The following is a 25,767-nucleotide window of genomic DNA, read 5'->3' on the forward strand; positions in this document are numbered from 1 at the left end:
TCGGTCCGCACGCGGCTCTGCAACCGATTTCGGTTTCGTCAGCCGGCAACTGTGGCCGGTGGCGGTGACGCAATCGCGATGCGGTGGCGACGTGTCGCTCACTCACCCAAACGAATCAAGTAGCTCACGCCCGTCCATTCACCAATGTCAAACGTCACCTCGTCCTCGCTCGCGTTTTCGAGCCTCGACGCGCTCCCGACGCAGCTCGCGATTCTGGACGAGGACGGCGTCATCCTCTACACCAACCGCGCGTGGCGGGAGTTCGGAACCGAACACGACTATCAGGGCGACAGCAGTTCGGTCGGCACGAACTACCTCGGGGTCTGCGACCTCAGCACCACCGACGACGCGACGACGGCCAGCCAGGGCATCCGCGCCGTCATCGACGGCGAGAGAGACGAGTTCTCCTTCGAATATCCCTGCGAAACGCCCGACGAGCGCCTCTGGTTCACGATGCGAGCGACCCGATTCGTCGACGACGGCGACACCTACGTCCAGATTGCGCACCTCGACATCACCGACCGAAAGCGCGCGGAACTGGAGGCCGAAGAGAAGGCCGAACGCCTCCAGAACCTCGCCCGGATGCTCTCGCACGACCTCAGAAACCCGCTTTCGGTCGCGGCGGGCTACGTCGAATCGCTCCTCGACGAAGCGGTCGCCGCCGACCGACTCGAACCGGTCGCGGGCGCGCTCGACCGGATGGACGACATCATCACCGACGCGCTGGTGTTGGCCCGCCACGACGCGGTCGAGGAACTGTCGACCGTCGACCTCGAAACGCGCGCGTCGGCCGCGTGGGAGCACGTCGAGACCGGCTCGGCCGAACTCGTCGTCGCCGACTCGTTCGAGTTCCGGGCGGACCCGAACCTGCTGGGACACGTGTTCGAGAACCTGTTTCGGAACGGGGTCGAGCACGGCGGGACCGACCATCTGACCGTGACGGTCGGCGTCCTCGATGGCGATAGCGACGGCGACGCTACGGGCTTCTACGTCGAGGACGACGGCGTCGGCATCCCCGCGGAGACGCGCGACGAGGTGTTCGAGGCGGGTTACTCCACGGGCGAGGAGGGGACCGGCCTCGGCCTGTCCATCGTCGCGCAGGCGGCTCACGCGCACGGCTGGGACATCGGCGTCACCGAGGCCGACCGCGGCGGCGCTCGTTTCGAGATTACGGGTGTCGAGCGGCCGGCGTAGCGTTGTAGCGGCCGGAGGCCGGAAAACTAGTTTTCGACGGCGGCTCAGCGGAGCCAGAGCAGTTGCGCGTGGAGCGTGCCGCCGACTTCGAGGACGGTCTCCTCGTCCACGAGGCCGGCGTCGATGGCGACCGAGACGGACTCCTCGCCGACGATGTTGGCGACGGTCGCGCGGGTGAGGCTGTCCACGACGGCGTCTTCGTCGGCGGTCTCGGCCTCGTCGCCGCCGTAGAAGTCCTCCGTCACGTCGAGCGAGACGCCGTCGTCGGTGTAGGTCTCGCCGATGCAGTCGGGGTCGCAGACCGAGACGAGGAGCCCCTCGGGGGTCTCCCGCTCGCGGAGGAGCATCCTAGTACTCCTCGACGAGCTCCGCTTCGGCCTGCTCGCGGAGGTCGTCGGCCTGCTGCTGAGCCTGTTCTGCTTCCTCGTCGCGGCCGAGCTCTTCGAGCGCGCGCGCCTTCTCCTCGTGGACGCCCGGAGTGCGCATCCCGAGGCGGATGGCGTTGTCGAAGGCGTTGACGGCGTCCTCGTTGAGGCCGCGCTCGTGGAGGAAGAAGCCGCGGTTGTACCACGCCTGCGGGAAGCGCGGGTCGAGTTCGACGGCGCGCTCCGCGTGGTCGAGCGCGTCGGCCGTCTGGCCGGCCTCCCAGAGCGCGTACGCGAGGTTGGTGTGAGCCGTCGCGGCGTGCTCGCTGTCGTCGTCGAGTTTGAGCGCCTCTCGGTAGGAGCCGATTGCCTCGTCCCACTCTTCGAGTTGGCCGTGCGCCGCGCCCTTGTTGACCCACGCCTCCTGGGCGATGTTGTCGTCGTCGCCGGCGAACCGGGCGACGCGCTCGAACGCCTCCGTGGCCTCCTCGAAGCGGTTTATCTGCATGTACGAGAGCGCCACGTCGAGCAGTTTCTCGATGTCGACGTCCTCGGGGTCGATGTTCCGCTGGTCGAGGATGTCGGTCAGGACGCGCGAGTCGACCGGGTCGACCTTCGTCGGGTCCACCGAGAGTTCGGGCGGGTCGAGCGAGAAGTCGGAGTAGTCCTCGTCGAACCCCTGCCCTTCCGAGAAGCGGTGGGGTCGCTTGCCGTCGTCGGTCATATAGCCGCGCTTGGGCGTCACGGCGGTTAAACGCTGCGTCAGCGGGACGACACCGACCGCTTTTTAGCCTCCCGCGGGCGAGCGTCTCCGAATGTCCGCGCCCCCGACGACGGTCGTGTCGTTCGTCCGGCACGCCCACGCACCGTACGTCCCCGACGCCGAGCGCACCCGCGGCCTCTCGCGTCGCGGCCGCCGCGACGCCGCCCGCGTCACGGCCCGCCTCGCCGACCTCGCGGACGTGGTCGCGACCAGCCCGTACGAGCGCGCCCGCGCCACGGTCGAGGGCGTCGCCGACGCGGCGGACGCCCCGCTCATCGTCGACGAGGACCTCAGAGAGCGCGAACTCGCGGGGTCGCACGTCGACGACTTCGAACAGGCGGTCGAACACCTCTGGGCGAACCCGAACGCGTCGCACCCCGGCGGCGAGTCCCACGCCGAGGCGCAGGCGCGGGGCGTCGCCGCCGTGGACCGACTCGTCGAGGCCTACCCCGACCGCCACGTCGTCGTCGGCACCCACGGGACGCTCATGGCGCTCGTGTTCAACGCCTACGACCCGCGCTACGGGCGCGAGTTCTGGTCGGGCCTGACGATGCCCGACGTGTACGAGGTGACGTTCGTCGACGGCGAGGCGTTCAGCATCGCCCGGACGTGGACGCCCGAGGAGGACGACCGCGCGGGCGACGCCGACCGCGACCCGGCGGAACGTTAACGTCCGACTCGGGTCAACTATCTGCCATGCGTTGTTTTCTCGCGGTCGACCTCCCGGACTCGCTCGCGGCGGGCGTCGCCGCGGTGCAGGACCGGCTTTCGGACGCGGACGGGCTTCGGTTCACCGACCCCGCGGGGGCGCACGTCACCCTGAAGTTCCTCGGAGAGCTGCCGCCGGACCGCGTCGACGAGGTGGGAGACGCGGTCGAATCGGCCGTCGACGCCGCCGGGGTCGCCCCCTTCGACGCCTCGCTCGGCGGACTCGGCGTCTTTCCCTCGCTGGACTACATTCGGGTCGTCTGGGTCGGCGTCGACGACGGCGCGGCCGAGCTGACGCGACTGCACGAGGCTATCGAGCGCGAGACGACGGCAATCGGCTTCGACCCCGAAGGCCACGACTTCACGCCGCACGTCACGCTCGCCCGCATGGACGACGCCCGCGGGAAGGACCTCGTCCGGCGCGTCGTCGAGGACGAGTCGCCGACGGTCGGAACGTTTCGGGTGCGCGAGGTGCGACTGAAGAAGAGCGAACGCGGCCCCGACGGTCCCGAGTACGAGACGGTGACGCGGTTCTCGCTGTGAGGCGCGTCAGTCGTCGGTCGACCGCCGCCCGCGACGGCGGTCCACGATACGCCGGAGTTCGCCCCGAATCACCTCGCGTTTGAACAGCAGGAAGCCGGCGAAGATGAGCGCGAAGCCGGCGACGGTGGCGCGCGTCGGCACGCGCCCGAGGACGGTCCAGTCGGCGAGGGCGGCGAAAATCGGGATGACGTATTCGAGGAGGCTCACCTCGATTGGGCCGACCCGGTCGAGGAGCCAGAAGTACAGCAGGAAGCCGCCCGCGCCGGCGACGACCGCGAGGTAGCCGGTGGCGACGAGCGTCGTCTGGGTCCACGCCGCGTCGGCGGCGGACTCCCACGGGAGGGCGACGCTCGTGACGTGCAGCGTGACCGCGCCGACGAGCATCATCCACGCCTGCACGGAGAGCAGCGACATCTCCGTCTCGCTGTCGTGGGTCAGCACCGCGCCGAGGGCGAAGGCGACGGCCGACCCGAACACGAGCGCCGCGCCGACGAGATTCGACGACAGCAGGTTCTCCGGGTCCGGGTTGGCGATGACGACGAGTCCCAGAAAGCCGAGGACGAGCCCGACGATTCGGTGCGCCGAGAGCCGCTCGCGGGCGGCCGTCAGGCGGGTGAGCGTCGGCGTCGCGAGCGGGATGATGCCGAGGAGGACCGACGCGACCGACCCGGGGACGTACACCTGCCCCGAAAACAGGAGGGCGTGGTGCGCGCCGATGCTGAACGCGCCGCCGGCGAGAATCGGCCGCCACTCGTCGCGGGCGGCGGGGAGGACCCGGTCGCCGCGGGCGATGGCGACGGCGAACAACAGGAGCGCGGCCACGTCGAAGCGGACCGCGCCGAGGAACGCCGGCGGGACCGTCCGGAGGGCGATGTCGGTGGCGAGGAAGGCGCTCCCCCAGACGGCGGAGAGCGCGAGGAAGGCGACGGCGGTTCTGGCCCGACTCATTCGATTCGGATTTCGCGCCGCCGGTACTGAATGAGTCGGTTCGGTCGCCCGCCCGCGTCGTCGCCCCGGGAGAACGCCGGGTTATCGCCGATTCGGGCGTGCGGACGCCCCTCACACGCCTGAAACGCGAAGGAACAAGATTTTATGCGGAGGATGGAAAGTGTAGCCCACTATGGGTAAGAAGTCGAAGTCTAAGAAGAAGCGTCTGGCGAAGCTCGAACGCCAGAACAGTCGCGTCCCCGCGTGGGTCATGCTCAAGACGGACATGGAAGTCACGCGAAACCCCAAGCGTCGCAACTGGCGGCGAAGCAACACGGACGAGTAAGCAATGAGCGCAAACGACTTCGAGGAGCGCGTCGTCACCGTCCCGCTCCGAGACGTGAAGGCGGTCCCGGCACACGAACGCGCGGGCCGCTCGATGACGCTCATCCGCGAGCACCTCGCGAAGCACTTCAAGGTCGACGCCGAGAACGTGCGTCTCGACACGCAGATCAACGAGGACATCTGGGCGCACGGTCGGCAGAGCCCGCCGAGCAAGTTCCGCGTCCGCGCCGCGCGTTTCGACGAGGACGGCGAGTCAGTCGTCGAAGCCGAACCGGCCGAGTAAACGGTGCTTCGCGCCTCCTTCGCCGGTTCGTCCTACATCGGCGTCTTCGCTCGCGCGACCGACGACGCGCTGTTGGTCCGCCCGGACGCCGACGACTCGCTCGCCGAGCAGATGGCCGAAGAACTCGACGTGCCGCTGGTCAAGACGACCGTCGGCGGGTCGGGCACGGTCGGTGCGTTAGCGACGGGTAACGAGAACGGACTTCTCGTGTCGAGCCGCGCGACGTCCCGCGAGAAGGAGGCCCTCACCGACGCCGTGGACCTCCCGGTCTACGAGCTTCCCGGTCGTATCAACGCCGCCGGCAACGTCGTTCTCGCGAACGACTACGGCGCGTACGTCCACGCGGACCTCTCCGACGAGGCCGTCTCGGCCGTCGAGGAGGCCCTGGAGGTCCCCGTCGAACGCGGCGACCTCGCGGACGTTCGAACCGTCGGCATGGCGGCCGTCGCCAACAACCGCGGCGTCCTCTGCCACCCGAAGTCGCGCGAACCCGAACTCGAAGCGCTCGAAGCGCTCCTCGACGTTCGCGCCGACATCGGGACGATAAACTACGGTGGACCGCTCGTCGGCTCCGGTCTCGTCGCCAACGAGGAAGGCTACATCGTCGGCGAGGACACGACCGGCCCCGAACTGGGTCGCATCGAAGACGCCCTCGACTACATCGACTGAGGGCCTCGCGTCCCCCCGTTTCTCGCTTCAGTTTCGCTCCGAGTAGGAAGACCTTTCCCGCTCGCCACCCGACCGACGTGCATGAGCCAGTTCATTATCGCGGGCAGCTTCACGAGCCGTGGCGTCGTCCACGAGTTCACGAAGACTGTGGAAGCACCGAACGAGAACGTCGCACAGGAACGCGCCTTTTCGCTCATCGGGAGCGAGCACGGAATCAAGCGTACGAAGGTCGAACTCAACGAGGTGTCCGCGGCATGATGGGTGGCGGTCAGCAGCAACTTCAGCAGCTCTCCCAGGAACTGCAGGCCCTCGACGAGGAAATCGAATCCCTCGAAGGCGAGGTCTCGGACCTGAACGACGAGAAGGACGAGATCGACGAGGCCGTCGAGGCCATCGAGACGCTCGAGACGGGTTCGACGGTGCAGGTCCCCCTCGGCGGCGACGCGTATCTCCGCGCCGAAGTCCAGGACATCGACGAAATCGTCGTCTCCCTCGGCGCGAGCTACGCCGCCGAACAGGAACAGGGCACGGCCATCGAGACCCTGCGACGCAAGCAGGACGCGCTCGACGAGGAAATCGCGAGCATCCGCGGCCAGATCGAAGAGCTCGAAGAGGAGAGCGACGAGATCGAAGAGCAGGCGATGCAGGCCCAACAGCAGATGCAGCAACAGCAGATGCAGCAGATGCAGCAGATGCAGGGCGAGGGCGGCGACGGCGACGACGAGTAAGGTAACCCCCACCTCCTACTATTCAGATGTTCGACGGACTGAAGAAGAAACTCAACCGCTTCCGTAACGACGTTGAAGAGACCGCCGAAGAGAAGGCCGAAGCGGCGGCCGACGAGGCCGAGACCGAGGCCGACGCGGAAGCGGAATCAGCACCAGCAGACGCGGCGGTCGAACCCGAGGCGTCCGAACCCGCTGACACCGACTCCGTCGGCGACGCGGACGTCGATTCCGAAGCCGACGCGGTCGACGACGCTCCCGCGGACGCCGAGTCGGTGACCGACGCGGACTCCGCGCCCGAACAGGCCGCGGCGACCGCGGAGGGAGAACCCGAGCCCGAACCGGCGACGGCGGCGGCCGACGAGCAGATGGTCGACGAACCTGCGGCCGACGTGGACGAACCCGCGCCCGACGAGGCCGAGCCGCGCGAGTCGCTCGCCTCCGACGCCGCGAAAGCCGCGCTGGCGGAGGAAGACGAAGACGGGTCGTCCGGTCCGGGTCGGCTCCGACGCGCCGCCGCGTTCGCCACGGGGAAGGTCGTCATCGAGGAAGAAGACCTCGAAGACCCCCTCTGGGAACTCGAGATGGCGCTCCTCCAGAGCGACGTCGAGATGCAGGTCGCAGAGGAGATTCTCGAAACTATCCGCGAGAAGCTCATCGGCGAGACGCGAAAGCAGGTCCAGAGCACGGGGCAACTCGTCTCCGAGGCGCTCCACGACGCGCTCTACGAGGTCATCAGCGTCGGGCAGTTCGACTTCGACCAGCGCATCGCCGAGGCGGACAAGCCGGTCACGCTCATCTTCACCGGCATCAACGGCGTCGGGAAGACGACGACCATCGCCAAACTCGCCCGCTACTTCGAAAAGCAGGGCTACTCGACGGTGCTCGCCAACGGCGACACCTACCGCGCCGGCGCGAACGAGCAAATCCGCGAGCACGCGGAGGCGCTCGGCAAGAAGCTCATCGCCCACGAGCAGGGCGGCGACCCGGCGGCGGTCATCTACGACGGCGTCGAGTACGCCGAGGCTCACGACATCGACATCGTCCTCGGCGACACGGCGGGTCGGCTCCACACCTCGAACGACCTGATGGCGCAGTTGGAGAAGATAGACCGCGTCGTCGGCCCCGACCTCACCCTCTTCGTGGACGAGGCCGTCGCCGGGCAGGACGCGGTCGAACGCGCCCGGCAGTTCAACGACGCGGCCGCCATCGACGGCGCGATTCTGACGAAGGCCGACGCCGACTCCAACGGCGGCGCGGCCATCTCCATCGCGTACGTGACGGGCAAGCCCATCCTGTTCCTCGGTGTGGGACAGGGCTACGACCACATCGAGAAGTTCGACCCCGAACGGATGGTCGAGCGCCTGCTCGGCGAAGACGAGTAATCGGTCCGTCGTTCTTTTCCGTCACTCCAGTACGAGGACGACCCCGAGCAGCAGCATCGTCCCCGCGCCGACGTAGTTCAGCGCGCTCGCGACCCGCGTCTCCGCGAGCCTCGACCCGAGTCGGTTCGCGCCGAGCGCGACGACCGAGAGGTACAGCGCCGTGAGGACGGCGTAGGTCGCGCCCAGACTCGCCATCCGTATCCCGGTTCCCGCGCCGCGTCCGGCGAAGCCGGGGAGGAACGCGAGGAAGAACAGCGCGACTTTCGGATTGAGCGCGTTGACGAGGACGCCCCGCCGAAAGCTCGCCCCGGCGTCGGTCTCGACCGAGGGGTCGAACTCGCCGTTCCGCAGGGCGGTGACGCCGAGGTACACGAGGTACGCCGCGCCGACGTACTTGAGCGCCGCGGCGGCCTCGGGGACGGTTCGAAAGAGCGCCGCCGCGCCGACCGTCGCGAGGAGCGTGTGAAAGAGGACGCCCGTGGCGATGCCGAACGCCGACCGGACGCCCGGCCCGCGCCCGTCGAGGCCGCGAGCGAGGACGTACATCGTGTCGGGCCCGGGCGCGAGGATGAGCGCGACCGCCGCGCCGCAGAAGGCGAGATAGGTCGCGGCGTCGAGGCCGAACGCGAGCGTCGTCATCGCCCGGGCCTACGATTCGTCGCGGGAAGTAGCTCAGGGGTTCGCGTCGGGGTTCGACGGCGAGTCCGGTCCGGGGCCCGATTCCGGACTCGGAAGCACCTGATTGCGGAGCGTTGGCGTTTCGCCTTCCGACGCCGACGCCAGTCGCTCGACGTTCTCGGCGAGGATGTCGGCGACCCGCGTCCAGTAGTGCGGCGTGTGGCCGGAGACGTGCGGGGTGATGTAGACGTTCTCGAAGCTCCAAAGCGGGTGGTCTTCGGGCAACGGCTCCGGGTCGGTCACGTCGAGGGCGGCGGCGCGGAGCCGGTTGCTTCGGAGGTGCGAGACGAGGGCGTCGGTGTCGACGATACCGCCGCGCGCGACGTTGACGAGGACGGCGTGTTCGGGGAGCGCGCTCAGCGCCCGTCGGTCGATGAGGTCGCGCGTCTCGTCGGTCAGCGGGCACGCGACCACGAGGAAGTCGGTGCGGACGAGCGCCGATTCGAGGTCGTCGAACCCGAGTACCTCGTCGGCCGGGCCGCCCTTCTCCGGCGTGTAGCGGACGCCGACGGTCTCGACGCCGAACGCGTCGAGTCGCTCGACGACCGCCTGTCCGATGGCACCGAGGCCGACCACGGTGGCCGTCGAGCCGTGCAACTCGCCATACGACTGGAAGTGTCGCCACTCGCGGCGTCGCTGGCGGCGGAGCCCCTCGTCGAGTCGGCGGGTAATCATGAGCAGGGAGCCGAGGACGTGTTCGGCGATGTTGGGGCCGTGGACGCCGGAGGCGTTGGTGACGAGGACGCCGCGCTCGCGGAGTGTCTCCAGCGGGAGGTGGTCGTAGCCGGCGGCCGCGCCGGCGAACAGTCGGAGTTCGTCGGCGGCGGCGAGCACGTCGTCGGGGAGCGACGTGCTGGTGATAACGGTCGCGTCGCGCGCGGCGTCGAGCGTCTCCGCGGTCGTCTTCGGATGGCGGACGGTCGCGTCGGGCAGGCGCTCGCGGAGGGCCGCGGCGTACTCCGACGCCGGGATTCCGTGCGTGGGGCGGTCGAGGACGAGAATCGTGGTCATCGAGTGCGTTGTCGGTGCCTCGCGCGAAAGGTCTTCGGCCCGCTCGCGCTCAACGCGACGGATAAAGCCTTTACCGACGCGACGGCGTAGGAAGGGACAATGGTACTCGACAATCTCGGGAGTTCCCTCCGCGGCAGTCTCGATAAACTGCGAGGGAAGTCCCGCCTCGACGAGGACGACGTTCAGGAGATCGTCAAGGAGATACAGCGCTCCTTGCTCTCCGCCGACGTCGACGTCAGCCTCGTCATGGACCTCTCGGACTCTATCAAGACCCGCGCGCTGGAAGAAGAGCCGCCGGGCGGCACGAGCGCGCGCGACCACGTCCTGAAAATCGTCTACGAGGAGCTCGTCGGCCTCATCGGCGAATCGACGGAGATTCCGCTCGAATCGCAGACCATCATGCTCGCCGGTCTCCAGGGGTCGGGGAAGACGACCACCTCAGCCAAGATGGCGTGGTGGTTCTCGAAGAAGGGGCTTCGCCCCGCGGTCATCCAGACCGACACCTTCCGCCCCGGCGCGTACGACCAGGCCAAGCAGATGTGCGAGCGCGCCGAGGTCGACTTCTACGGCGACCCCGACTGCGACGACCCGGTCCAAATCGCCCGCGACGGTCTCGAAGCGACCGAGGACGCCGACGTGCACATCGTCGACACGGCCGGTCGCCACGCGCTCGAAGACGACCTCATCGCCGAAATCGAGGAGATAGAGGGCGTCGTCCAGCCCGACCTGAACCTGCTCGTCCTCGACGCGGCAATCGGGCAGGGCGCGAAAGAACAGGCCCAGCAGTTCGACGAGTCCATCGGCATCGGCGGCGTCGTCATCACCAAGCTCGACGGGACGGCGAAGGGCGGCGGCGCGCTGACCGCCGTCAACGAGACCGACTCGTCTATCGCCTTCCTCGGCATGGGCGAGACGGTTCAGGACATCGAGCGCTTCGAGCCGAACGGCTTCATCTCCCGCCTGCTCGGCATGGGCGACCTGAAACAGCTCTCCGAGCGCGTCGAACGCGCCATGTCCGAGACCCAGGCCGAAGACGAGGACTGGGACCCCGAGGAGATGATGAAGGGGAACTTCACCCTCAAGGACATGCAAAAGCAGATGGAGGCGATGAACAAGATGGGGCCGCTCGACCAGGTGCTCGACATGATTCCGGGCTTCGGCGGCGGCATCAAAGACCAGCTACCGGACGACGCGATGGACGTGACGAAAGACCGGATGCGCGCGTTCGAGGTCGTCATGGACTCGATGACCGAAGAGGAACTGGAGAACCCGCGTAAGGTCGGTGCCTCCCGCGTCAAGCGCATCGCGCAGGGGTCGGGACAGGACGAGGAGACGATTCAGGAGCTCCTCGAACAGCACCGCATGATGGAACAGACCATCAAGCAGTTCCAGAACATGGGCGACGGCGACATGCAGCGCATGATGAAGAAGCTCCAGAATCAGGACGGCGGCGGCGGCATGGGCGGCCTCGGCGGCATGGGTCCGTTCTAACTTCGCAGTTCCCGTTCTGTTTCTCGTTTTCTGCGCTTCTACTTCCACGACGCCACAGCCCGCAGTTCTCGCGGCTCGCCGGGATACCGCCGACTTTTAACGCTCGGGGCCGTCGCACCCCACAATGACCGTGCGAGACGTGGCGGTCGAGGCCTACAAGGAAGCCTTGCCCGCGCTCGCGGCCAGCCTCGTCGGCGGCCTCATCGCCGGTGTCGTCCTCGGCGGGATGCGGGCCGAACTCCGGGCCGTGCCGGGGCTTCTCGTGCTCGTCCCCGCGCTCTTGGCGACCCGCGGGAACGTCTACGGCTCGCTCGGCGCTCGCATCGCCACCGCGCTCCACCAGGGGCTCATCGAACCCCGCGTCACCGGCGGCGACGAGCGCCTCCGGGCGGCCGCGACGGCCGCGCTCGCCAACGGCGTGCTCACGAGCACGTTCGCCGCCGTCGTGGCGTACTTCCTCCTCACGTTTCTCGGCAGTCGGGTCGCGCCCCTCCCGATTCTCGTCGGCGTCGCCATCGTCGCCGGGTTGCTCTCCGGCATCGTCCTGACCGTCGTCGTCGTCAGCGTCGTCTTCGCGGGTTATCGCCGCGGGCGCAACCCCGACACCATCGTCGGCCCGGTCGTGACGACCACCGGCGACGTGTTCGGCATCCTCTTTTTGCTCATCGCCGTCAGAACCGTCCTCGCCGTCGCGGGGGTGTTCTGAGTGCCGACGGAGTGGACCGTTCGCGCCATCACGCGGGCGATGCTCCCGGTGCTCCTCGTGCTCACGCTCGTCGAACTCGGCAGCGGTCTCGTCCTCGGGAGCTTCGAGGCGCAGCTACTCCGATACCCGTCGCTTCTCGTGCTCGTCCCCGTCACCATCGGGACCGCGGGCAACCTCGGGAGCGTTCTCGCGGCGCGACTCTCCACGTCGTTCCACCTCGGGACGCTCTCGTTTTCGCCCCGCGACGACGAACTCGCGGGGAACGCCGTCGCCACGCTCGCCCTCGCGGTGACGGTCTTCCCCGTCATCGGCGCGGGCGCGTGGGTCGCCACGTTCCTCGTCTCCGGCGACACGTCGCTGGCCCTGCGGACGGTCGTCATCGTCGCCCTGTCGAGCGGGATTTCGCTCGCGGTCCTCGCGGTTCTGGTGACGTTCTCGGCGACCTACGTCGCCTACCGGTTCGGCCTCGACCCCGACGACGTGGTCATCCCCGTCGTCACCAACGTCTGCGACGTGCTGGGCGTCGTCGTCCTGTTCGGGGTGGCGCAGGTGCTCGTCTGACCCCGACGCTCGAACCGCCTCCCGCCGACCGACGCCGATTAGTTCGCTCGGAACCGACCCTCGCTCGTGCAGTCGTCGGCCGTCCTCCCGGTGCTGTTTGAGGTGCTCCCGCGAGTCGCGCGCATCGCCGCCTACATCGCCGTGGGCGTCTTCGCCGCGAACCTCGTCGTCGCCTTCGGCCTCGTCGAGCGCATCGCCGGGCTCTCGCGGTATCTGACGAGCCCCGCGAACCTCCCGGACGAGGTCGGGACGGCCATCGTCACCACCGCCGCCTCGACGACGGCGGGCTACGGCATGCTCGCGGAGTTCCGCGAGTCGGGCGTCCTCGACGACCGGGCGACCCTCGTCGCCGTCACCATCAACACGTTCTTCGGGTTCGTCCAGCACATCTTCACCTTCTACTGGCCGGTGCTCATCCCCATCCTCGGCCGCGAGGTCGGCTTCATGTACGTCGGCGCGCGGGCGGCCATCGCGCTCGCCATCACCGCGACCGGCGTCGTCGCCGGCGCGGTGCTCCTTTCTGACCGCAACACGACTCCGGTCGCCGTCGCCGAGACCGATGGCTCGGGCGGCGCGGTCGACGCGGTTGACGCGGCGGCCACTTCGGACGGCGAGACGACCGACTCAGTCGACGCGGACGCCGCAGACGCGGACGACACCGACGACTCCCTCCGAGAGATGCTCGAAGACGCCGCTCGGAGCACGTGGAAGAAACTGCGGCGCATCGTCCCGCGACTCGCGGTCGTCTACGTGGCCGTCACGCTCCTCCTGCGGACGACCGACCTCGAATCGTTCGCGGCGCTCGCCAGCCCGCTGACGAACCTCGTCGGCCTGCCGGGCGCGGCGGTTCCCGTCGTCGTCGCCTTCGCGTTCGACACGACGACAGGCGCGGCGACCATCGCGCCGGCCATCGGCGAGACGTTCACGCCGAAGCAGGCCGTGGCGACGATGCTCATCGGCGGCATCATCTCCTTCGCCGTCTCGACGTTCAAGCGGTCGATTCCCTTCCAGTACGGCATCTGGGGCCCCGAGTTCGGGTCGAAGGTCATCGCCGTCAACACGGGGCTGAAAATCGTCTTCATCGCCGTCGCGGTGGCGCTGCTGGTCGCCTGAGCGGCCGAGAAGACGTCGTCTGCGACTCAGCGGTCGTTCGGGTCGACCGGTCGCCCGTCTTCGGTCGGCGGCGCGATGTAGTCGATGACCTCGTCGACGGAGGGGTCGCGGACGGTCACGTGGACCTCGATGTCGCCGAGTTCGTCGGGGTTGCCGACGGAGAAGTTGACGACGCCCTTGAACGCGGCCTGCTTTTTCAGCGCGAACGAAAAGCCATCGTCGTCGCGGCGCTTCGCGAACTCGCGGCGGGCGGTGTCGAGGATGGCCTGCTCGTGGAGGCGCTCCGAGAAGCGCTCCAGTTCGTGGGTCTCTCCGACGAGCGTTCCGGGTTCGTGTTCGAGTTCGACGCCGGGGAAGATGTTCTCGACGGCGTCGCCGACGCGGTCGGTGACCTCGGTGTCGCGGACGGGCACCTCGATGCGAACGTCGACGCTGTAAATCATGCTCACGCGTCGGCCTCCGCGACCGCCTCGGGCCCCTCTTCGAACAGTTTCGCGATGGTCTCGCGGTATTCCGCCAGCGTGCCGGTGTTCTGAATGACCACGTCGGCGCGGTCCATCGCGTCGCCCATGCCGAAGTCGAGTTCGCGGCGCTCGCGCTGTTTCAGCGCCTCCACGTCGGTGTCGCTGTCGTCGCGGTCGCGGTCGAGCAGGCGCGCGGCGCGCGTCTCGAACGGCGCTTCGACGCTCACGAGGACGAACTCGTCGCCGAACGCCTCCCGGAAGCGGTCGAGTTCGACGCCCGACCGGAGCCCGTCGACGAGCACCGCGTCGTTCGATTCGAGGTGCTCTTCGACCATCGGCAGGGACCGCGCGGCGATGGCGTCGTCGCCCTCTTCCTCGCGGAGCGCGGTCGCTATCTTCCCGTGGTCCGTCGCGGGGTCGAGCCCGCGGCGGCGACACTCCTCGCGGATGACGTCGCCCATCGTCACCACGGGCACGCCCGCTTCGTGGGCCACCTCGGCGAGTTCGCCCTTGCCGCTTCCCGGCAGGCCGACCGTCCCGATGACTCTCATAGCCGGTGTTACCGCGTTGGCGCTGTTAAAGCCTCCCTTCACGTCGCTCCGGGTGGCGGGTTTCGCCGCTCTCTCGTCGCCGGCCCGGCGGACTCCGCCACCCCGTCGCTTTTCGCCTCGGCCCGCGTACTACGCGTATGTCTCAGCGCTCGTTCGTCGTCCGCGCCATCTGGTTCGTCTTCGTCGGCTGGTGGGCGACGCCCGCCGTCGTCAACGTCGCGTGGTTCCTGAACGCGACCGTCATCGGTATCCCGCTCGGCGTCGCGCTCATCAACCTCGTGCCGACGGTGCTGTCGTTGAAAGAGCCGAAAACACGACTCGACCCCGACTCGGGCCGCGGCCAGCGGTCGGTCGTCGTTCGAGCCGTCTACTTCGTCTTCGTCGGCTGGTGGCTGAGTTGGGTCTGGGCGAACGTGGCGGTGCTGTTCACGCTCACCATCATCGGCCTCCCGGTCGGCATCTGGATGCTCAACCGGCTCCCTGCGGTCACGTCGCTGTACCGGTTCGACGGGTAGGTCGGGACGGGTAGAACCCGATTCGTTTTTCTTGCAGGGCCGGTTTGTGGGCATCGAGGGCGCGTAGCTCAGTCGGACAGAGCGTCGGACTTCTAATCCGATGGTCGCGGGTTCGAATCCCGTCGCGCTCGCTCGTCGCCTTCGGCTCCTCGCTCGCGCGACGGACATCGCAAACGCTTCGCGTTTGCTCAATCCCGTCGCGCTCTTTTGGTTGGTCGTCGCGCTCTTTTGCTGTCTGCTCCGTCGCGCTCTTTTTGTTGTGACAGACCGCCGAGCGACAGCGTCGGCGGTCTCGCCTTCTCCAGCCCTAAACTGTCTCTGTTCTCGACGACTATCGGAGCCTGCTCCCGGGTAGTCGTTAGCCAGTCGAGTTAGAAAGACAACACTTTCTTGGTCGGGAGGTACGATACACTTCCCATGGACGTTCTCGGCATCGTCGCCGCGGCGGTCGTCTTCGGCGTCGCCGCCTACAATTTCGCGACGAGCCTCGGCGGCCGATTCGCGAGACCCCTGTTCGGTAGTCTGGGACTCGTCGCCGCGACGCTCTACGTCATCGACAGATTCGGCATCGCGGCGTCGCTCGGACTGGACGTCTCCCGCGGCCTCCAACTCGTCGCGGCCCTGCTCGTGGTGTCGGCGCTAGTCGATTTCCTCGCTCGTCGCGCGGGTGCAGACGCTTCCGAATCGTCGTGAACGCCGGGATTCGCCGTTATTCTCAATACGTGACGGCGAGTTGTCTCTTGTATGGTTTTCGCGTCCGACTCCCCGTTCGGAGGTCGGTTCGAACAGACGATAGACGACGCGGTCGTCTACGGCGACGCCGAGATGGAGTCCGTGCTGCACGAGGGGCCGGTTCGCGTGCTCGTCAACGGCTGGGTCGAGGTCCCGGGCGGCCGGTATCTCTCTCCGCACGCGGTCCACCACATCGACGCGCGAGTGTCCGAGTGACGCCGCCGCCGTCTCTCAGACGAGCGCCAGTTCCCGCCCGCACTCGGGACACTCGTCGTCGACGATAGTCACCGGCGCGTCGCAGTCCGGACAGAACTCGCGGTAACACGCCCTGTCTCCCATACGTACCGCTACCACGGGAACGGTGGTGAACGTTGGGGCGAACCGGAGGAACGAGCGTCGGCCCGACGGTCACTCGTCGTCGACGTCTTTTCCCGGCCCGGCGAAGTTCGCGCCGAGTTCGGTACCGTAGCGCCGGGCGTAGACGCCGGGGACCGCGAGGAGGTCGTCCGGCGCGCCAGACTCCACGACGACGCCGCCGTCGGCGACGTGGACGCGGTCGGCGTCGCGGACGGCGGCCGCGCTGTCTGTCGCCACGACGAGCGGGGCGTCGGCCCGCCGCATCGCGGCGAGGGTAGCGCGGAGGTTCGACGGGGAGGCACTACGGGGCGCGCGGACTACGAGGCCGACACCGGGCAGGAGCGTCGTCGCGAGCGCCGTCGCCTCGGAGATGCGGGGCGCGACGACGGCCAGAAACGGCGGTCGACTCGCGGGCGTGGTCGCGTCCGAGGCGGCGGCGTCCGCCGAGGGCTCGGGAGGGGACATACATCCTGACAGATGCTGCCACGGGAGATAAGTATAGAGACGAACACCGACGGTTCACGAACCGCACCGGACGTTTTATAGAGATTTGTCAACTTCCGCAACGAATCAGTTGCCGATACACCGTCCGTTTCGTGGTGTCGGATGACGATGCGATGCGGGCGCTCGATTAACGGCGTCCCAACCGACGCGCGAGCGGACAAAGCAGACGCTAACGGGCGTGAATCCGCAAAAAACGGGATGAATTCGGCCGACGATTCGAGTCGATGCGAGGTCAGGGGGTGGGTGTGTGGTGGCCTACTGGGGCGCTCACATTGCGCCGCCCATGCCGCCCATACCGCCCATGCCACCCATACCGCCGCCCATACCGCCGGGCGCGCCGCCCTCGTCGTCGTCGCCGCCCGTCTGGCCACCGGAGAGGTCGCCAGCGGCGATGACGTCGTCGATGCGGAGAATCATGACGGCGGCTTCGGTCGCGGACTCGATAGCCTGGGTCTTGACGCGGAGGGGCTCCACGACGCCCTCTTCTTCCATGTCGATGACCTCGCCCGTGTAGGCGTCGAGGCCGGCTGCGAACTCGCCGCCGTCGTGGCGCGAGCGCAGGTCGACGAGGGAGTCGATGGGGTCGAGACCGGCGTTCTCGGCGAGGGTGCGCGGGATGATGTCCAGCGCTTCAGCGAACGCCTCGACGGCGAGCTGCTCGCGGCCGCCGACGGAGTCGGCGAACTCGCGGAGCTGCAGGGAGAGCTCCGTCTCGGGAGCGCCGCCGCCGGGGAGGACCTTGCCGTCTTCGAGCGTCGTGCGGACGACGCCGAGGGAGTCCTCGATGGCGCGCTCGAGCTCGTCGACGACGTGTTCCGTGCCGCCGCGGAGGATGAGCGTGACGGACTTCGCGTCCTCGACGTCCTCGACGAAGATGCGCTCGTCGCCGCCGACGTCCTTCTGTCCGACGGAGCCGGCGAAGCCGAGGTCGTCGGCCTCGATGTCGTCGAGGCTGCTGACGACGCGGCCGCCCGTCGCGCGGGCGAGACGCTTGAGGTCGGAGGACTTCGTGCGGCGGACCGCGAGGATGCCCTCCTTCGCGAGGTAGTGCTGCGCCATGTCGTCGATGCCGTCACCGACGAAGACGGCGTCGGCGCCGACCTCGACGAGCTGGTCGACCATCTCTTTCAGCTGCTTTTCTTCCTGGTCGAGGAACTGCTGAAGCTGGTCGGGGTCAGTGACGTTGACTTCCGCGTCGATTTCGGTCTCGCGGACTTCCAGCGCGTCGTCGAGGATGGCGATGTTCGCGTCCTCGACGGCGTAGGGCATGTTCTCGTCGACGCGCTCCTTGTCGACGATGACGCCCTCGACGAGTTCGGAGTTGTCGATGGTGCCGCCGACGACCTTCTCGATGGAGACGTTGTTCGTGTCGATGCCGTCGTCGTCCTTGACGGCCAGCACGGCGTCGACGACGAGTTCGGAGAGCAGGTCCTTCGCGGACTCCGCGCCCTTACCGGTCATCGCCGTCGCGGCGATCTTCGTGAGGGTCTCGCGGTCGTCCTCGGTGACCTCGATGGCGTTGTCCTCGAGGACTTCCTTGGCCTTCTCGGCGGCCTGGCGGTAACCCTGTGCGATGGTCGTCGCGTGGACGTCCGATTCGAGGAGTTCCTCGGCCTGGTCGAGGAGTTCGCCGGCGATGATGACGGCCGTCGTCGTGCCGTCTCCGACCTCGTCCTCCTGGGTCTCGGAGACTTCGACGATCATGTTGGCCGCGGGGTGGTCGATGTCCATCTCCTTGAGGATGGTGACGCCGTCGTTCGTGACGACGACCTGCCCGCCGGAGTCGACGAGCATCTTGTCCATCCCTTTGGGGCCGAGCGTGGTGCGTACGGCCTCTGCGACGGCCTTCCCGGCCGTGATGTTCATCGACTGCGCATCCTGACCGGATGTGCGCTGCGAGTCTTCGCCCAGAATGATCATGGGCTGACCCTGCTGCATTCGCTGGCTCATAGTCATCGCCTGATTGTTTGTGATTCTATAAAAAAGCTTCGTTTATTGGTATGCCAAAACGCAACACGGTGGGGTGGTCGAGACCCGGTGACGGCGGTCGATTACGCGGGTTTATCCGTGGTTCTCGGCGGGCGGTCTCGCCACTCTCGGAGCGAGTGCGGTGAAAAGACGATGCGGGCGAGTGCCGTGTCGGCGGTGGACTCGTCGGCGGTGGACTCGTCGGCGGTGGCGTCTCAGTTGTTCTGCCGGACGTTGAAGCCCTGGGTCAGGTCGTTGTGCTTCCGTTCGAGGAAGGAGTACACCGCGCCGTGGGGCGCGCCGTCGAGAATCATCTCGACGGCCCGGCGGACGACTTCGACCTCCTCGGGTTGGCCGATGATGCCGAGCGTCGAGCCGTAGATGACCACGTCCGCGCCGGTCAGCTCTTCCATGAGTTCGCGGGTGCGGCCGTTCTCGCCGATGAGGCGGCCCTTCTGCCGCCGCATGTCGTTTTTGTTTCGGGTGTGCCGGTCTATCTCGATGAGTTCGAACATCATCATGTCGTCGTCGAGGAGCGCCATCGCGTCCTCCGGGGCGAAGCCGCGGCCGACCGCTCGAACCACGTCGGGGGCGACCATGCCGAGTACGGGGTCGCCGACGCTGTCGATGGCGACGCTGCCGTTCTCCGAGTCAACGTCGAGTCGGACTTCCGCGCGACTCTCTATCTCTCGGAGCGTCGAGCCACCTTCGCCGATGAGAACACCGATACGGTCCTGCGGCACCTTGACGTGCTGCATATCTCCCGATACCCGTCGGAGTGGTTTAAGCGTTCGCTCGGCGGGTCGCCGCGTGTGTGGGTCTCACACCCGCCTCGTGGCGGGTCTACGTTTCTACTCGTCTTCGCTCTCGTCGGCCGTGACGAACTCGAACAGCGAGTCGCCGTCGGCGTCGGCACCCTGTCGGCGGAAGAAGTTGGCCACGTTGCGGCAGTCCCGCCGGAGGAACTCCTCGGCGTTGGGGTGGTGGACCGTGACGGCCTGCCCGAGGTCGATGACGACGAGTTCGCCCTCGTGGATGATGAGGTTGTACTCCGAGAGGTCGCCGTGGACGAGGCCGGCGCGGTGGAGTCGGCGCATGTACTCGCGGACGACCTCGTAGGCGGTCTGGGGGTTCTCGACGCGAACCTCCGAGAGCCGCCGCGCCCGGTCGTCGACGACGCCGACGAGTTCCATGACGAGGACGTTCCGCTGGACCGCGATGGGCTTCGGCACCCGGACGCCGGCGCGCTGGGCGCGTTCGAGGTTGGCGAACTCCTTTCTGACCCACGCGCGGACGACCTGCCCCTTGTCGTGGCCGATGTTCTCGAAGCGCGGGTCGCCTTCGAGGTAGTCGCGCATGTGCCGGAAGTCGGAGGCGTTGATGCGGTATATCTTGACCGCCACGTCCGAGTCGTCGCCGCCGAGCGCCTCGAAGACGTTGGCCTCCTTCCCGGTCGAAATCGGCCCGCCGAACGCGTCGATGTACCCGTCTTGGACGAGTTTGTAGATGGCGGCGAAGGTCGCGTCGTCGAACACCGACTGCTCGACTTTGAACTGGTCGGCGTCCTTCAACCGCATCCGGAACTCGTCGAAGTCGCGGTCCTTGCGGCGCGCGATGCGGTCCGCCTCGTCGTCGGAGACGTCTATCTCCTCCCACTCGTCGCCGAACGCCTCGCCCTCCTGGGGTTCGACCATGCCGAACTCGTCAGTCATTGGACTAGGGCTACGAGAGGCGAGATGAAAAGGGCACAGGCTCCGGCTTCGGTGTCGCTCGGCGAACAGTCGGCGCTGTCTCGAACGCGTTACTGGATGTGGCCTTCGCGGCGGAGTTGGTCGGCTTCGGACTTCTCGTAGCGCCAGCTCACGTCGGCCTTCTCGTCCTGCCAGTCCCACGGTTCGATGAGCACCACGTCGTCCTCTCGAATCCAGATTCGCTTCTGCATCCGTCCGGGAATGCGAGCGGTCCGCTCGACGCCGTCGGCACAGCGGACGCGAATACGATTGGCCCCGAGCATGTTCGTCACGACGGCGAACACTTCGTCGTCGTTCGGCATTCGAAGGTCTCGGCGGCTCTCGTTCTCGTCGTCGCTCATGCGCGAGCGTTCGACGTGGTCATGGTTAAATCCGCCGACGTTCGGCCGGTAGGAAGCGTCGGACGGAACGACGCGTTTAGGGCGGTCCCGAAACGCCGTCGTGGTATGCTCGACAAACTCGGCACGAAGGGTATCGCCGGCGTCGTCTCCTTGCTCTTGGGTATCGGTATCGTCGCCTATCAGGCTCCCGTCGTCGCGGCGGGGCTCGCGTTCGTCGTCGCCGGCCTCGGCCTCGTCGCCAGCGGCCTCGCCGAGGGCGTCATGAAGATGTTCGGTATGGCCTGAGAACCGCCGGTACCGCGCCGTCTTACAGGCGCTCGCGGAGGAACGAGAACACCCGATTTCGGACCGCAGGATAGTGGTACGACGAGTGCAAGAAGACGTGGTCGGCCGCGCCGACGGCGTCGTACTCGACTTCGTTTCCGGCCGCGTCGAGGGCGTCCGCCAACCGGGCGCTCTGGCCCGGCGCGACGACCGAGTCATCGCTCCCGTGGAGCAACAGCGTCGGCGGCGCGTCGGCGTCGGGGCCGTTTTCCGAGTTGGCGTCAGCGTCGCCGCCGACGCGGGTAATCGGCGAACACCGACGCAACTCGGCGGCCGACGGCCGGCTATCGAACAGCGGCAGCGACTCCCCGGCGCGCTCGTGGTCGTCGGCTCGCAGGTCGTAGACGCCGGAGACGCCGACCGCGGCGTCGATTCCGGTCCGCCGCCCGAACTCGTCGTCCGAAAGCGCCGCCAACAACGCGAGGTGCGCCCCCGCGGAGTGGCCGACGACGGCGACGGCCTCGGAGTCGATGCCGAACTCGTCGGCGCGGTCGACGACCCAGTCGATACCCTCGCACACGTCCTCGATTTGCGCGGGGAACGGCGCTTCGTGACCCAGTCGGTACGACACCTCGGCCGCGACGAACCCCTCGTCGGCGGCGTCGAGCGCCCAGCGGGCGAACTGGCCGGTCGAGCCGGTCTCCCACGCGCCGCCGTAGACGAAGACGACGAGCGGCCGGGGTGAGTCGGCTGTTTCGGTTTCCGTGGTCGCCGGCGCGCCGGGGCGGTACACGTCCGCGGTCAGCGTGCGCTCCTCGCGGTCTGCGACGGTTCGGTTTCGATGAACGAGAACGTCGGAAGAGCGGGGCATACCGACCCGTCGGGTCGGCGGCTTCTATCGGTTTGGGAGACGGCGAGTCACGAACCGTCGAAAAGGGTATAGTTCCGGCGAGGCGCGGCGATTACTCGGCTATCTTCGCGCGACCCGGTTCGATGAGTTCGTCGAGGTAGTTCGCGAGCGCGCCCTTCGCGTCGGCGGGGTGGAGTTCGCCGGATTCGAGGTCGGCCTCCAGCGTCTCGTAGTCGTCGTATTCGAGGTCCCCGCCGTACTGCTCGGGGCGCTCGACGACGACCCGCTGGAAGCGCGGGAAGACGTGGTACTCGAAGATTTGGAGGACGGGGTTCTCGCGCTCGTCGCCCTCGTCGGTCGGGTCGGGGTCGGCCGTCGGCGGGCAGAACGCGCCGTTGACCTTGTCTTCGATGTCCTCGGTGGTGTCCTCCATCGAGATGGTGACGCCCTCGGAGGAGGACATCTTGCCGATGCCCGTCCCGAGGTCCGCGATGAGCGGCGTGTGCATGCAGGTCGGCGATTCCTCGCCGATGCTCGGGAGCGTGTCGCGGGCGAGCATGTGGACCTTGCGCTGTTCCATCCCGCCGATGGCGAGGTCCACGTCGAGGTAGACGATGTCGAGCGCCTGCATGATGGGGTAGACCGCCTGCGCGACGGTGACGCCCTCGCCGCTCTTGATTTCGGCCATGGCGCGCTCGGCGCGCGAGAGGGTCGTCTCCAGTTCGAGCGCGTGCAGGTCGAGGACGTAGCTCTCGTCGAGCTGGTACTCCGAGCCGAGGACGAACTCCGTCTGACTCTCGTCGAGGCCGTAGGCGATGAACTGCGCTTTCATCCGCTCGGCCGTCTCGCGAATCTCCTCGAAGGTGCCCTTGCCGTTGAGGTAGGCGTGTACGTCGGCCAGAAGCACGACTACCTCGAAGCCCGCCTCTTGGAGGTCGATGAGCTTGTTGGCGGTGAGCATGTGACCGATGTGGAGGACGCCGGAGGGCTCGTAGCCCACGTACGCTCGCTTGCCCTCGGGGTCGTCGGCCAGCGCGCGCACTTCGTCCTCCGTGACCACTTCGGAGGCGTTCCGAGTGATCAGGTCGTATGCGTCCATACCTGTTCGGTGTCGGGGACGTGGCATATGACTTCTGATAGGGATTATCGTGAACCGCCTCGGGGTCATGCCCCGAGACACTCGCCTTGCCTATCTGTAGACGCTTGTGTCCCACCGCGCGCGGGCGAAACGGACAACACGCACCGGTCCCAACTCCGGGTGATGTCCGACTCAGGAAACACGACGCGTGCGCCCGTCATCATCTTCGCCGCGCTCATCCTCGTCGTCTTCGGTCTGCTCGCGGCCATGTGGGCGTCGGTCCGCGGCGGCGACCTCCTCCCGTACATCCTCGGCTTCGCGGTCTACTTCCTCGCGTTCCACATCTACCTCCCCTATCGGGTCCACAAGGACGCGACGTTCAAGGGGCGAAACGCGACGTTCTGGGCCGCCTTGGCCTTCTTCGTGCCGCTCGTCGGCGCGGCGCTGTACTTCGTGGTCGCCGTCGTCGTCGGCCACGACGCGACTGTGGAGTGACGACCCTCGGCGGCCGCGACTCTCGTCATCGTCTTCAGTGGTGCCAGAACCGATTTATGAACAGCCACGCACCCCGTCAGTATGCCCTCCGCCGACGCGAACCCAATCCGTCGATGGCTCATGGTCATCTCGCTGTTTCTCGCTCTCCTCACCTACCTCGTCTCGTCGAGTGGGACCGGCGTCTACCTCGACAATGTCATCCACCTCGTCTCGGGCGGTGCTGCGTTGGCTATCGGTCTCTTGTTAGCCGCCTCAGTCGTTAGAACGTGACCGCAGGGGCGCAACCGTGAGCGAGTCTCGACCTGTCCGAGTGCCGAACCTTCGGTCGGTCACCGCCGGTTCTCGGCGCGATGCTCGGAGATAATCTGGTCCACCATCTCCTCGCGCTGTTCCTTCTGTCGCTCCTCGGCGCGTTCCTCCCAGTCCTCGATGGCGGCGGCCACCTCGGACTCCTTCGCCACGGCGAGTTCGTCTATCTCCTGAATCGTCACGCCGTCGGCGGGCGCGACCGGAATATCGGCCTCGAACAGCACCTCGTCCGCGACCTCCGAGAGATTGCCCGACCGGAGGACGACCTTGGGGTCGAACTCGGCGAGTCGCTCGGCGGTCGTCCGCCCGGCCCCGCTGGCGTCGCGGAGGTAGACCACGTCGCCCGCGGCGATGCCGTACTCCTCGACGGTGTGGTCGAGCGCGCCGTTGGTGAACTGTTCGACGATTTTGACGGGCACGAGGCTTCCGTCGGTGTTCACGTCCGCGAAGTTCGAGTGGTCGAGCTTCCACAGCGACTTCAGTTGGTCGAGCTTGTCTGCGAGTTCCGCCTTGTCGGATTCGAGCGATTCGACGTTCCGCTCTAACCGGCCGTTCTCGCGTTCCAGTCGGGTGACTTCGCGGCGCTCGCGGGCCTCGCGGCGCTCCTCGCGGCGAGCGTCGGAGAGTTCCTGCTTGTACTCCTCGATGGTCTCGTCTTTCTCCTCGATGGTCGACTTCAGGTCCTCGACGTGCGATTCGAGGCGCTCGACCCGCGACCGCAACTCCCGAATCTCGCGTTCTTCGGGCGTGAGTTCGGGCTCCTCGTGAGCCTCCTCGTCGGCGTCGTCGGGGTCGCCCCCGTCGCCGTCGTCGGCCATCTCGCGGAGAACGGCCTCGACCGACTCCTCGCTGGCGAGGACGCGGGCGATGACCTCCTCGCGGTCCACGTCGGCGGGCACCTTCCGGGAGATGCGCTCGAACTGGTCTTCGTGGGCGTCGAAGGCGAACAGCGCCGCCGCGAGGGCGTCGCGCTCGTGGTCGTTGTCGTAGTCGATGTCGCGGGTCCGGTGGAGCTTTTCGTCGACGGGGATGTCGCTCGCGGGGGCCCAGCCGGCGGCGTCGAAGCTCCGCCGGAACTTCTCGACCGTCTCGGGCATCGGCTGCACGTCGGCGGCGACGAGACTGGGTCGCCCGCGCTCGATGAGCCACTCGATGACGGCGGCGGTGTCTGCGGTCCGCGTCGAGTGCACGTCGAGGACGCGCCCGTCGAGGCCGACGACGGCGACGGCCGTGGTCGTGCCGGGGTCGATGCCGACGATGACGCGGTCGCGGCGCTTCACGAGCGGTTCGAACTCGATGCCGTCGCGGCGCTCGCGCTCGATTTCGACGCGGGTGTCGCCCGAGCGGTGGGTCGATACGGGGATGTCCTCGGGGCGCGCTTCGACGGTGAAAAGCGCCTGCGAGTAGCCGCCGTACTTCTCGGTCACGTCCCGCTCGTAGTCGAGATTGGCCTCCTTCAGCGAGGACTCGACCTCGCGGGACTGCTGTTTGACCGACCCGTGGATGCGGCGCGTGTAGCGGTCCTGACTCCACCCGCCCTTGCCGGTCGAGCGGCCGCGAGAGACCTTCACGGTCGTCGTGTTCTCGAAGGCGGCGACCTCGTAGCCGACGTTGGCGAGGGCGAGTCGGGCCGCGGCCTCGGCCTCCTTCATCGGGTCTTTGCCGTAGGGGACGCCGTGACGCGAGGCGACCCGCGAGAGCGGTTCCGGTCGCTCCGCGCCGGTCACTTGCACCAACTGCGTCCCGTGGGGGAGCCACCGCAGGAAGCGGACCAAATCGTCCTTGTCGGTCGCCAACTCGTACATGTTGTCCGTGGCGACGACGCGCGGTTCGTCGCACTCGATGAGGCGGCGTAACTTGCGGAAAGAGACCACGTCTCGTTCGATTCGGACCTCGTCTGACTCGGTGTCTCGGGTGTCCAACACGACCAGCGCGTACGACGGCGAGTCGCCGCGGATATCGCCGCTCTGGATGTCGACGCCGAAGACGACCGAGTCGAGCGCACTCGTCCGGTCGTTCACGACGGCGACTAGGGTCGCGCCGGATATATACTCCACGCCGGTTTCGAGCGTCGACTCGCCTCGGGTGTCGCGGTTGCGCGACTCGGCCGACGAGGCCGCT

34 protein-coding genes and 1 tRNA gene are annotated in these 25,767 nt (G+C 67.6%); 20 read left to right on the forward strand and 15 right to left on the reverse strand.

Annotated elements, in window-relative coordinates; translation table 11 throughout:
* Positions 1-144: 144 nt before the first annotated feature.
* Complete coding sequence (locus C5C07_RS00915; RefSeq protein WP_004973936.1) at positions 145-1,194, forward strand: PAS domain-containing sensor histidine kinase; 1,050 nt, start codon at positions 145-147, stop codon at positions 1,192-1,194.
* Between the two features lie 44 nt (positions 1,195-1,238).
* On the opposite strand, the gene C5C07_RS00920 is transcribed toward C5C07_RS00915, so the two are convergent.
* Both C5C07_RS00920 and C5C07_RS00925 read right to left on the reverse strand, forming a co-directional pair.
* On the reverse strand, positions 1,239-1,541 hold the full coding sequence (locus C5C07_RS00920) for a DUF424 domain-containing protein (RefSeq protein ID WP_004968868.1): 303 nt from the start codon (positions 1,539-1,541) through the stop codon (positions 1,239-1,241).
* A gap of 1 nt (position 1,542) precedes the next feature.
* Positions 1,543-2,283, reverse strand: coding sequence for a tetratricopeptide repeat protein (locus C5C07_RS00925; RefSeq protein ID WP_004973935.1), 741 nt, complete (start codon positions 2,281-2,283; stop codon positions 1,543-1,545).
* Between the two features lie 91 nt (positions 2,284-2,374).
* On the opposite strand from C5C07_RS00925, the gene C5C07_RS00930 reads away from it, so the two are divergent.
* Together C5C07_RS00930 and thpR are read left to right on the forward strand one after the other, a co-directional pair.
* Entirely contained in the window at positions 2,375-2,992 is a 618-nt protein-coding gene (locus C5C07_RS00930) for a histidine phosphatase family protein (RefSeq protein ID WP_004973934.1), read from the forward strand.
* Between the two features lie 26 nt (positions 2,993-3,018).
* Positions 3,019-3,573 (forward strand): RNA 2',3'-cyclic phosphodiesterase, encoded by a 555-nt coding sequence (thpR, locus tag C5C07_RS00935; protein ID WP_115804387.1) that lies wholly within the window; start codon positions 3,019-3,021, stop codon positions 3,571-3,573.
* 6 nt (positions 3,574-3,579) lie between these two features.
* On the opposite strand, the gene C5C07_RS00940 is transcribed toward thpR, so the two are convergent.
* Positions 3,580-4,521, reverse strand: a complete 942-nt coding sequence (locus tag C5C07_RS00940) for a DMT family transporter (protein ID WP_004973932.1) — start codon at positions 4,519-4,521, stop codon at positions 3,580-3,582.
* 172 nt (positions 4,522-4,693) lie between these two features.
* Between C5C07_RS00940 and C5C07_RS00945 the strand changes: the two genes are divergently transcribed.
* The 6 genes from C5C07_RS00945 (at position 4,694) to ftsY (ending at position 7,907) form a co-directional block, all read left to right on the forward strand.
* Complete coding sequence (locus C5C07_RS00945; protein WP_004045214.1) at positions 4,694-4,846, forward strand: 50S ribosomal protein L39e; 153 nt, start codon at positions 4,694-4,696, stop codon at positions 4,844-4,846.
* Positions 4,847-4,849: 3 nt separating this feature from the next.
* Entirely contained in the window at positions 4,850-5,128 is a 279-nt protein-coding gene (locus tag C5C07_RS00950; protein WP_004973931.1) for a 50S ribosomal protein L31e, read from the forward strand.
* A gap of 3 nt (positions 5,129-5,131) precedes the next feature.
* A complete protein-coding gene (locus tag C5C07_RS00955; protein ID WP_004973930.1) occupies positions 5,132-5,797 on the forward strand; it encodes a translation initiation factor IF-6 in 666 nt (221 codons plus the stop codon).
* 81 nt (positions 5,798-5,878) lie between these two features.
* Positions 5,879-6,055: a 50S ribosomal protein L18Ae gene (gene rpl18a / locus C5C07_RS00960; protein ID WP_004973929.1), complete on the forward strand. Its 177-nt coding sequence runs from the start codon at positions 5,879-5,881 to the stop codon at positions 6,053-6,055.
* A complete protein-coding gene (gene pfdA, locus C5C07_RS00965) occupies positions 6,055-6,525 on the forward strand; it encodes a prefoldin subunit alpha (protein WP_008091152.1) in 471 nt (156 codons plus the stop codon). The genes rpl18a and pfdA overlap by 1 nt, the downstream gene beginning before the upstream one ends.
* A gap of 26 nt (positions 6,526-6,551) precedes the next feature.
* Complete coding sequence (gene ftsY / locus C5C07_RS00970; protein ID WP_004973926.1) at positions 6,552-7,907, forward strand: signal recognition particle-docking protein FtsY; 1,356 nt, start codon at positions 6,552-6,554, stop codon at positions 7,905-7,907.
* 21 nt (positions 7,908-7,928) lie between these two features.
* Here ftsY and C5C07_RS00975 read toward each other — a convergent pair whose 3' ends face one another.
* Both C5C07_RS00975 and C5C07_RS00980 read right to left on the reverse strand, forming a co-directional pair.
* Positions 7,929-8,546 carry a LysE family translocator gene (locus tag C5C07_RS00975; RefSeq protein ID WP_115804388.1) on the reverse strand — a complete coding sequence of 206 codons (618 nt, stop codon included), beginning with the start codon at positions 8,544-8,546 and terminating at the stop codon, positions 7,929-7,931.
* 33 nt (positions 8,547-8,579) lie between these two features.
* Positions 8,580-9,596 (reverse strand): D-2-hydroxyacid dehydrogenase, encoded by a 1,017-nt coding sequence (locus C5C07_RS00980; protein ID WP_115804389.1) that lies wholly within the window; start codon positions 9,594-9,596, stop codon positions 8,580-8,582.
* 99 nt (positions 9,597-9,695) lie between these two features.
* On the opposite strand from C5C07_RS00980, the gene C5C07_RS00985 reads away from it, so the two are divergent.
* From C5C07_RS00985 to C5C07_RS01000, 4 genes are all read left to right on the forward strand, one after another.
* Entirely contained in the window at positions 9,696-11,087 is a 1,392-nt protein-coding gene (locus C5C07_RS00985; RefSeq protein WP_004973923.1) for a signal recognition particle protein Srp54, read from the forward strand.
* A 124-nt stretch (positions 11,088-11,211) separates the two neighbouring features.
* A complete protein-coding gene (locus C5C07_RS00990) occupies positions 11,212-11,793 on the forward strand; it encodes a magnesium transporter (RefSeq protein ID WP_004973922.1) in 582 nt (193 codons plus the stop codon).
* Positions 11,794-12,354, forward strand: a complete 561-nt coding sequence (locus C5C07_RS00995) for a magnesium transporter (protein WP_004973921.1) — start codon at positions 11,794-11,796, stop codon at positions 12,352-12,354. It begins immediately after the preceding gene.
* A gap of 66 nt (positions 12,355-12,420) precedes the next feature.
* A complete protein-coding gene (locus C5C07_RS01000; RefSeq protein ID WP_115804390.1) occupies positions 12,421-13,467 on the forward strand; it encodes a nucleoside recognition protein in 1,047 nt (348 codons plus the stop codon).
* Between the two features lie 26 nt (positions 13,468-13,493).
* On the opposite strand, the gene C5C07_RS01005 is transcribed toward C5C07_RS01000, so the two are convergent.
* Both C5C07_RS01005 and C5C07_RS01010 read right to left on the reverse strand, forming a co-directional pair.
* Entirely contained in the window at positions 13,494-13,910 is a 417-nt protein-coding gene (locus C5C07_RS01005) for an RNA-binding domain-containing protein (protein ID WP_004973919.1), read from the reverse strand.
* Between the two features lie 2 nt (positions 13,911-13,912).
* Complete coding sequence (locus C5C07_RS01010) at positions 13,913-14,482, reverse strand: AAA family ATPase (protein WP_115804391.1); 570 nt, start codon at positions 14,480-14,482, stop codon at positions 13,913-13,915.
* 137 nt (positions 14,483-14,619) lie between these two features.
* Here C5C07_RS01010 and C5C07_RS01015 point away from each other — a divergent pair, with 137 nt between their 5' ends.
* From C5C07_RS01015 to C5C07_RS01030, 4 genes are all read left to right on the forward strand, one after another.
* On the forward strand, positions 14,620-14,997 hold the full coding sequence (locus C5C07_RS01015; RefSeq protein WP_004973917.1) for a YccF domain-containing protein: 378 nt from the start codon (positions 14,620-14,622) through the stop codon (positions 14,995-14,997).
* A gap of 57 nt (positions 14,998-15,054) precedes the next feature.
* Positions 15,055-15,128 (forward strand) — tRNA-Arg (locus tag C5C07_RS01020).
* A gap of 286 nt (positions 15,129-15,414) precedes the next feature.
* Positions 15,415-15,690 carry a hypothetical protein gene (locus C5C07_RS01025; protein WP_004973916.1) on the forward strand — a complete coding sequence of 92 codons (276 nt, stop codon included), beginning with the start codon at positions 15,415-15,417 and terminating at the stop codon, positions 15,688-15,690.
* Between the two features lie 51 nt (positions 15,691-15,741).
* Positions 15,742-15,945, forward strand: coding sequence for a hypothetical protein (locus tag C5C07_RS01030; protein ID WP_004973915.1), 204 nt, complete (start codon positions 15,742-15,744; stop codon positions 15,943-15,945).
* 192 nt (positions 15,946-16,137) lie between these two features.
* On the opposite strand, the gene C5C07_RS01035 is transcribed toward C5C07_RS01030, so the two are convergent.
* The 5 genes from C5C07_RS01035 to eif1A all read right to left on the reverse strand — a co-directional run bounded on the left by C5C07_RS01035 (position 16,138) and on the right by eif1A (position 20,650).
* The gene (locus C5C07_RS01035) at positions 16,138-16,551 is read right to left on the reverse strand and encodes an ABC transporter ATP-binding protein/permease (RefSeq protein ID WP_004973914.1); all 414 of its coding nucleotides are present in this window, start codon (positions 16,549-16,551) and stop codon (positions 16,138-16,140) included.
* Positions 16,552-16,857: 306 nt separating this feature from the next.
* Positions 16,858-18,510, reverse strand: coding sequence for a thermosome subunit alpha (gene thsA, locus C5C07_RS01040; RefSeq protein ID WP_004973912.1), 1,653 nt, complete (start codon positions 18,508-18,510; stop codon positions 16,858-16,860).
* Between the two features lie 263 nt (positions 18,511-18,773).
* Complete coding sequence (locus C5C07_RS01045; protein ID WP_004973911.1) at positions 18,774-19,316, reverse strand: KH domain-containing protein; 543 nt, start codon at positions 19,314-19,316, stop codon at positions 18,774-18,776.
* Between the two features lie 93 nt (positions 19,317-19,409).
* The gene (gene rio1, locus C5C07_RS01050; protein ID WP_004973909.1) at positions 19,410-20,270 is read right to left on the reverse strand and encodes a serine/threonine-protein kinase Rio1; all 861 of its coding nucleotides are present in this window, start codon (positions 20,268-20,270) and stop codon (positions 19,410-19,412) included.
* Positions 20,271-20,359: 89 nt separating this feature from the next.
* On the reverse strand, positions 20,360-20,650 hold the full coding sequence (eif1A, locus tag C5C07_RS01055) for a translation initiation factor eIF-1A (protein WP_115804392.1): 291 nt from the start codon (positions 20,648-20,650) through the stop codon (positions 20,360-20,362).
* A gap of 105 nt (positions 20,651-20,755) precedes the next feature.
* Between eif1A and C5C07_RS01060 the strand changes: the two genes are divergently transcribed.
* Positions 20,756-20,935, forward strand: coding sequence for a hypothetical protein (locus C5C07_RS01060; protein ID WP_004973908.1), 180 nt, complete (start codon positions 20,756-20,758; stop codon positions 20,933-20,935).
* 22 nt (positions 20,936-20,957) lie between these two features.
* On the opposite strand, the gene C5C07_RS01065 is transcribed toward C5C07_RS01060, so the two are convergent.
* Together C5C07_RS01065 and C5C07_RS01070 are read right to left on the reverse strand one after the other, a co-directional pair.
* On the reverse strand, positions 20,958-21,785 hold the full coding sequence (locus C5C07_RS01065) for an alpha/beta hydrolase (RefSeq protein WP_115804393.1): 828 nt from the start codon (positions 21,783-21,785) through the stop codon (positions 20,958-20,960).
* A 91-nt stretch (positions 21,786-21,876) separates the two neighbouring features.
* A complete protein-coding gene (locus C5C07_RS01070) occupies positions 21,877-22,863 on the reverse strand; it encodes a tyrosine--tRNA ligase (protein WP_115804394.1) in 987 nt (328 codons plus the stop codon).
* Positions 22,864-23,025: 162 nt separating this feature from the next.
* Between C5C07_RS01070 and C5C07_RS01075 the strand changes: the two genes are divergently transcribed.
* Both C5C07_RS01075 and C5C07_RS01080 read left to right on the forward strand, forming a co-directional pair.
* Positions 23,026-23,337 carry a hypothetical protein gene (locus C5C07_RS01075; protein ID WP_004973905.1) on the forward strand — a complete coding sequence of 104 codons (312 nt, stop codon included), beginning with the start codon at positions 23,026-23,028 and terminating at the stop codon, positions 23,335-23,337.
* 81 nt (positions 23,338-23,418) lie between these two features.
* A complete protein-coding gene (locus tag C5C07_RS01080; RefSeq protein WP_115804395.1) occupies positions 23,419-23,607 on the forward strand; it encodes a hypothetical protein in 189 nt (62 codons plus the stop codon).
* Positions 23,608-23,666: 59 nt separating this feature from the next.
* Here the strand turns inward: C5C07_RS01080 and C5C07_RS01085 are convergent, their stop codons facing one another.
* Positions 23,667-25,667, reverse strand: coding sequence for a DUF460 domain-containing protein (locus tag C5C07_RS01085; protein ID WP_115804922.1), 2,001 nt, complete (start codon positions 25,665-25,667; stop codon positions 23,667-23,669).
* Positions 25,668-25,767: the final 100 nt, after the last annotated feature.

The organism is Haloferax sp. Atlit-4N, assembly GCF_003383025.1.
Taxonomy (GTDB): domain Archaea; phylum Halobacteriota; class Halobacteria; order Halobacteriales; family Haloferacaceae; genus Haloferax; species Haloferax gibbonsii.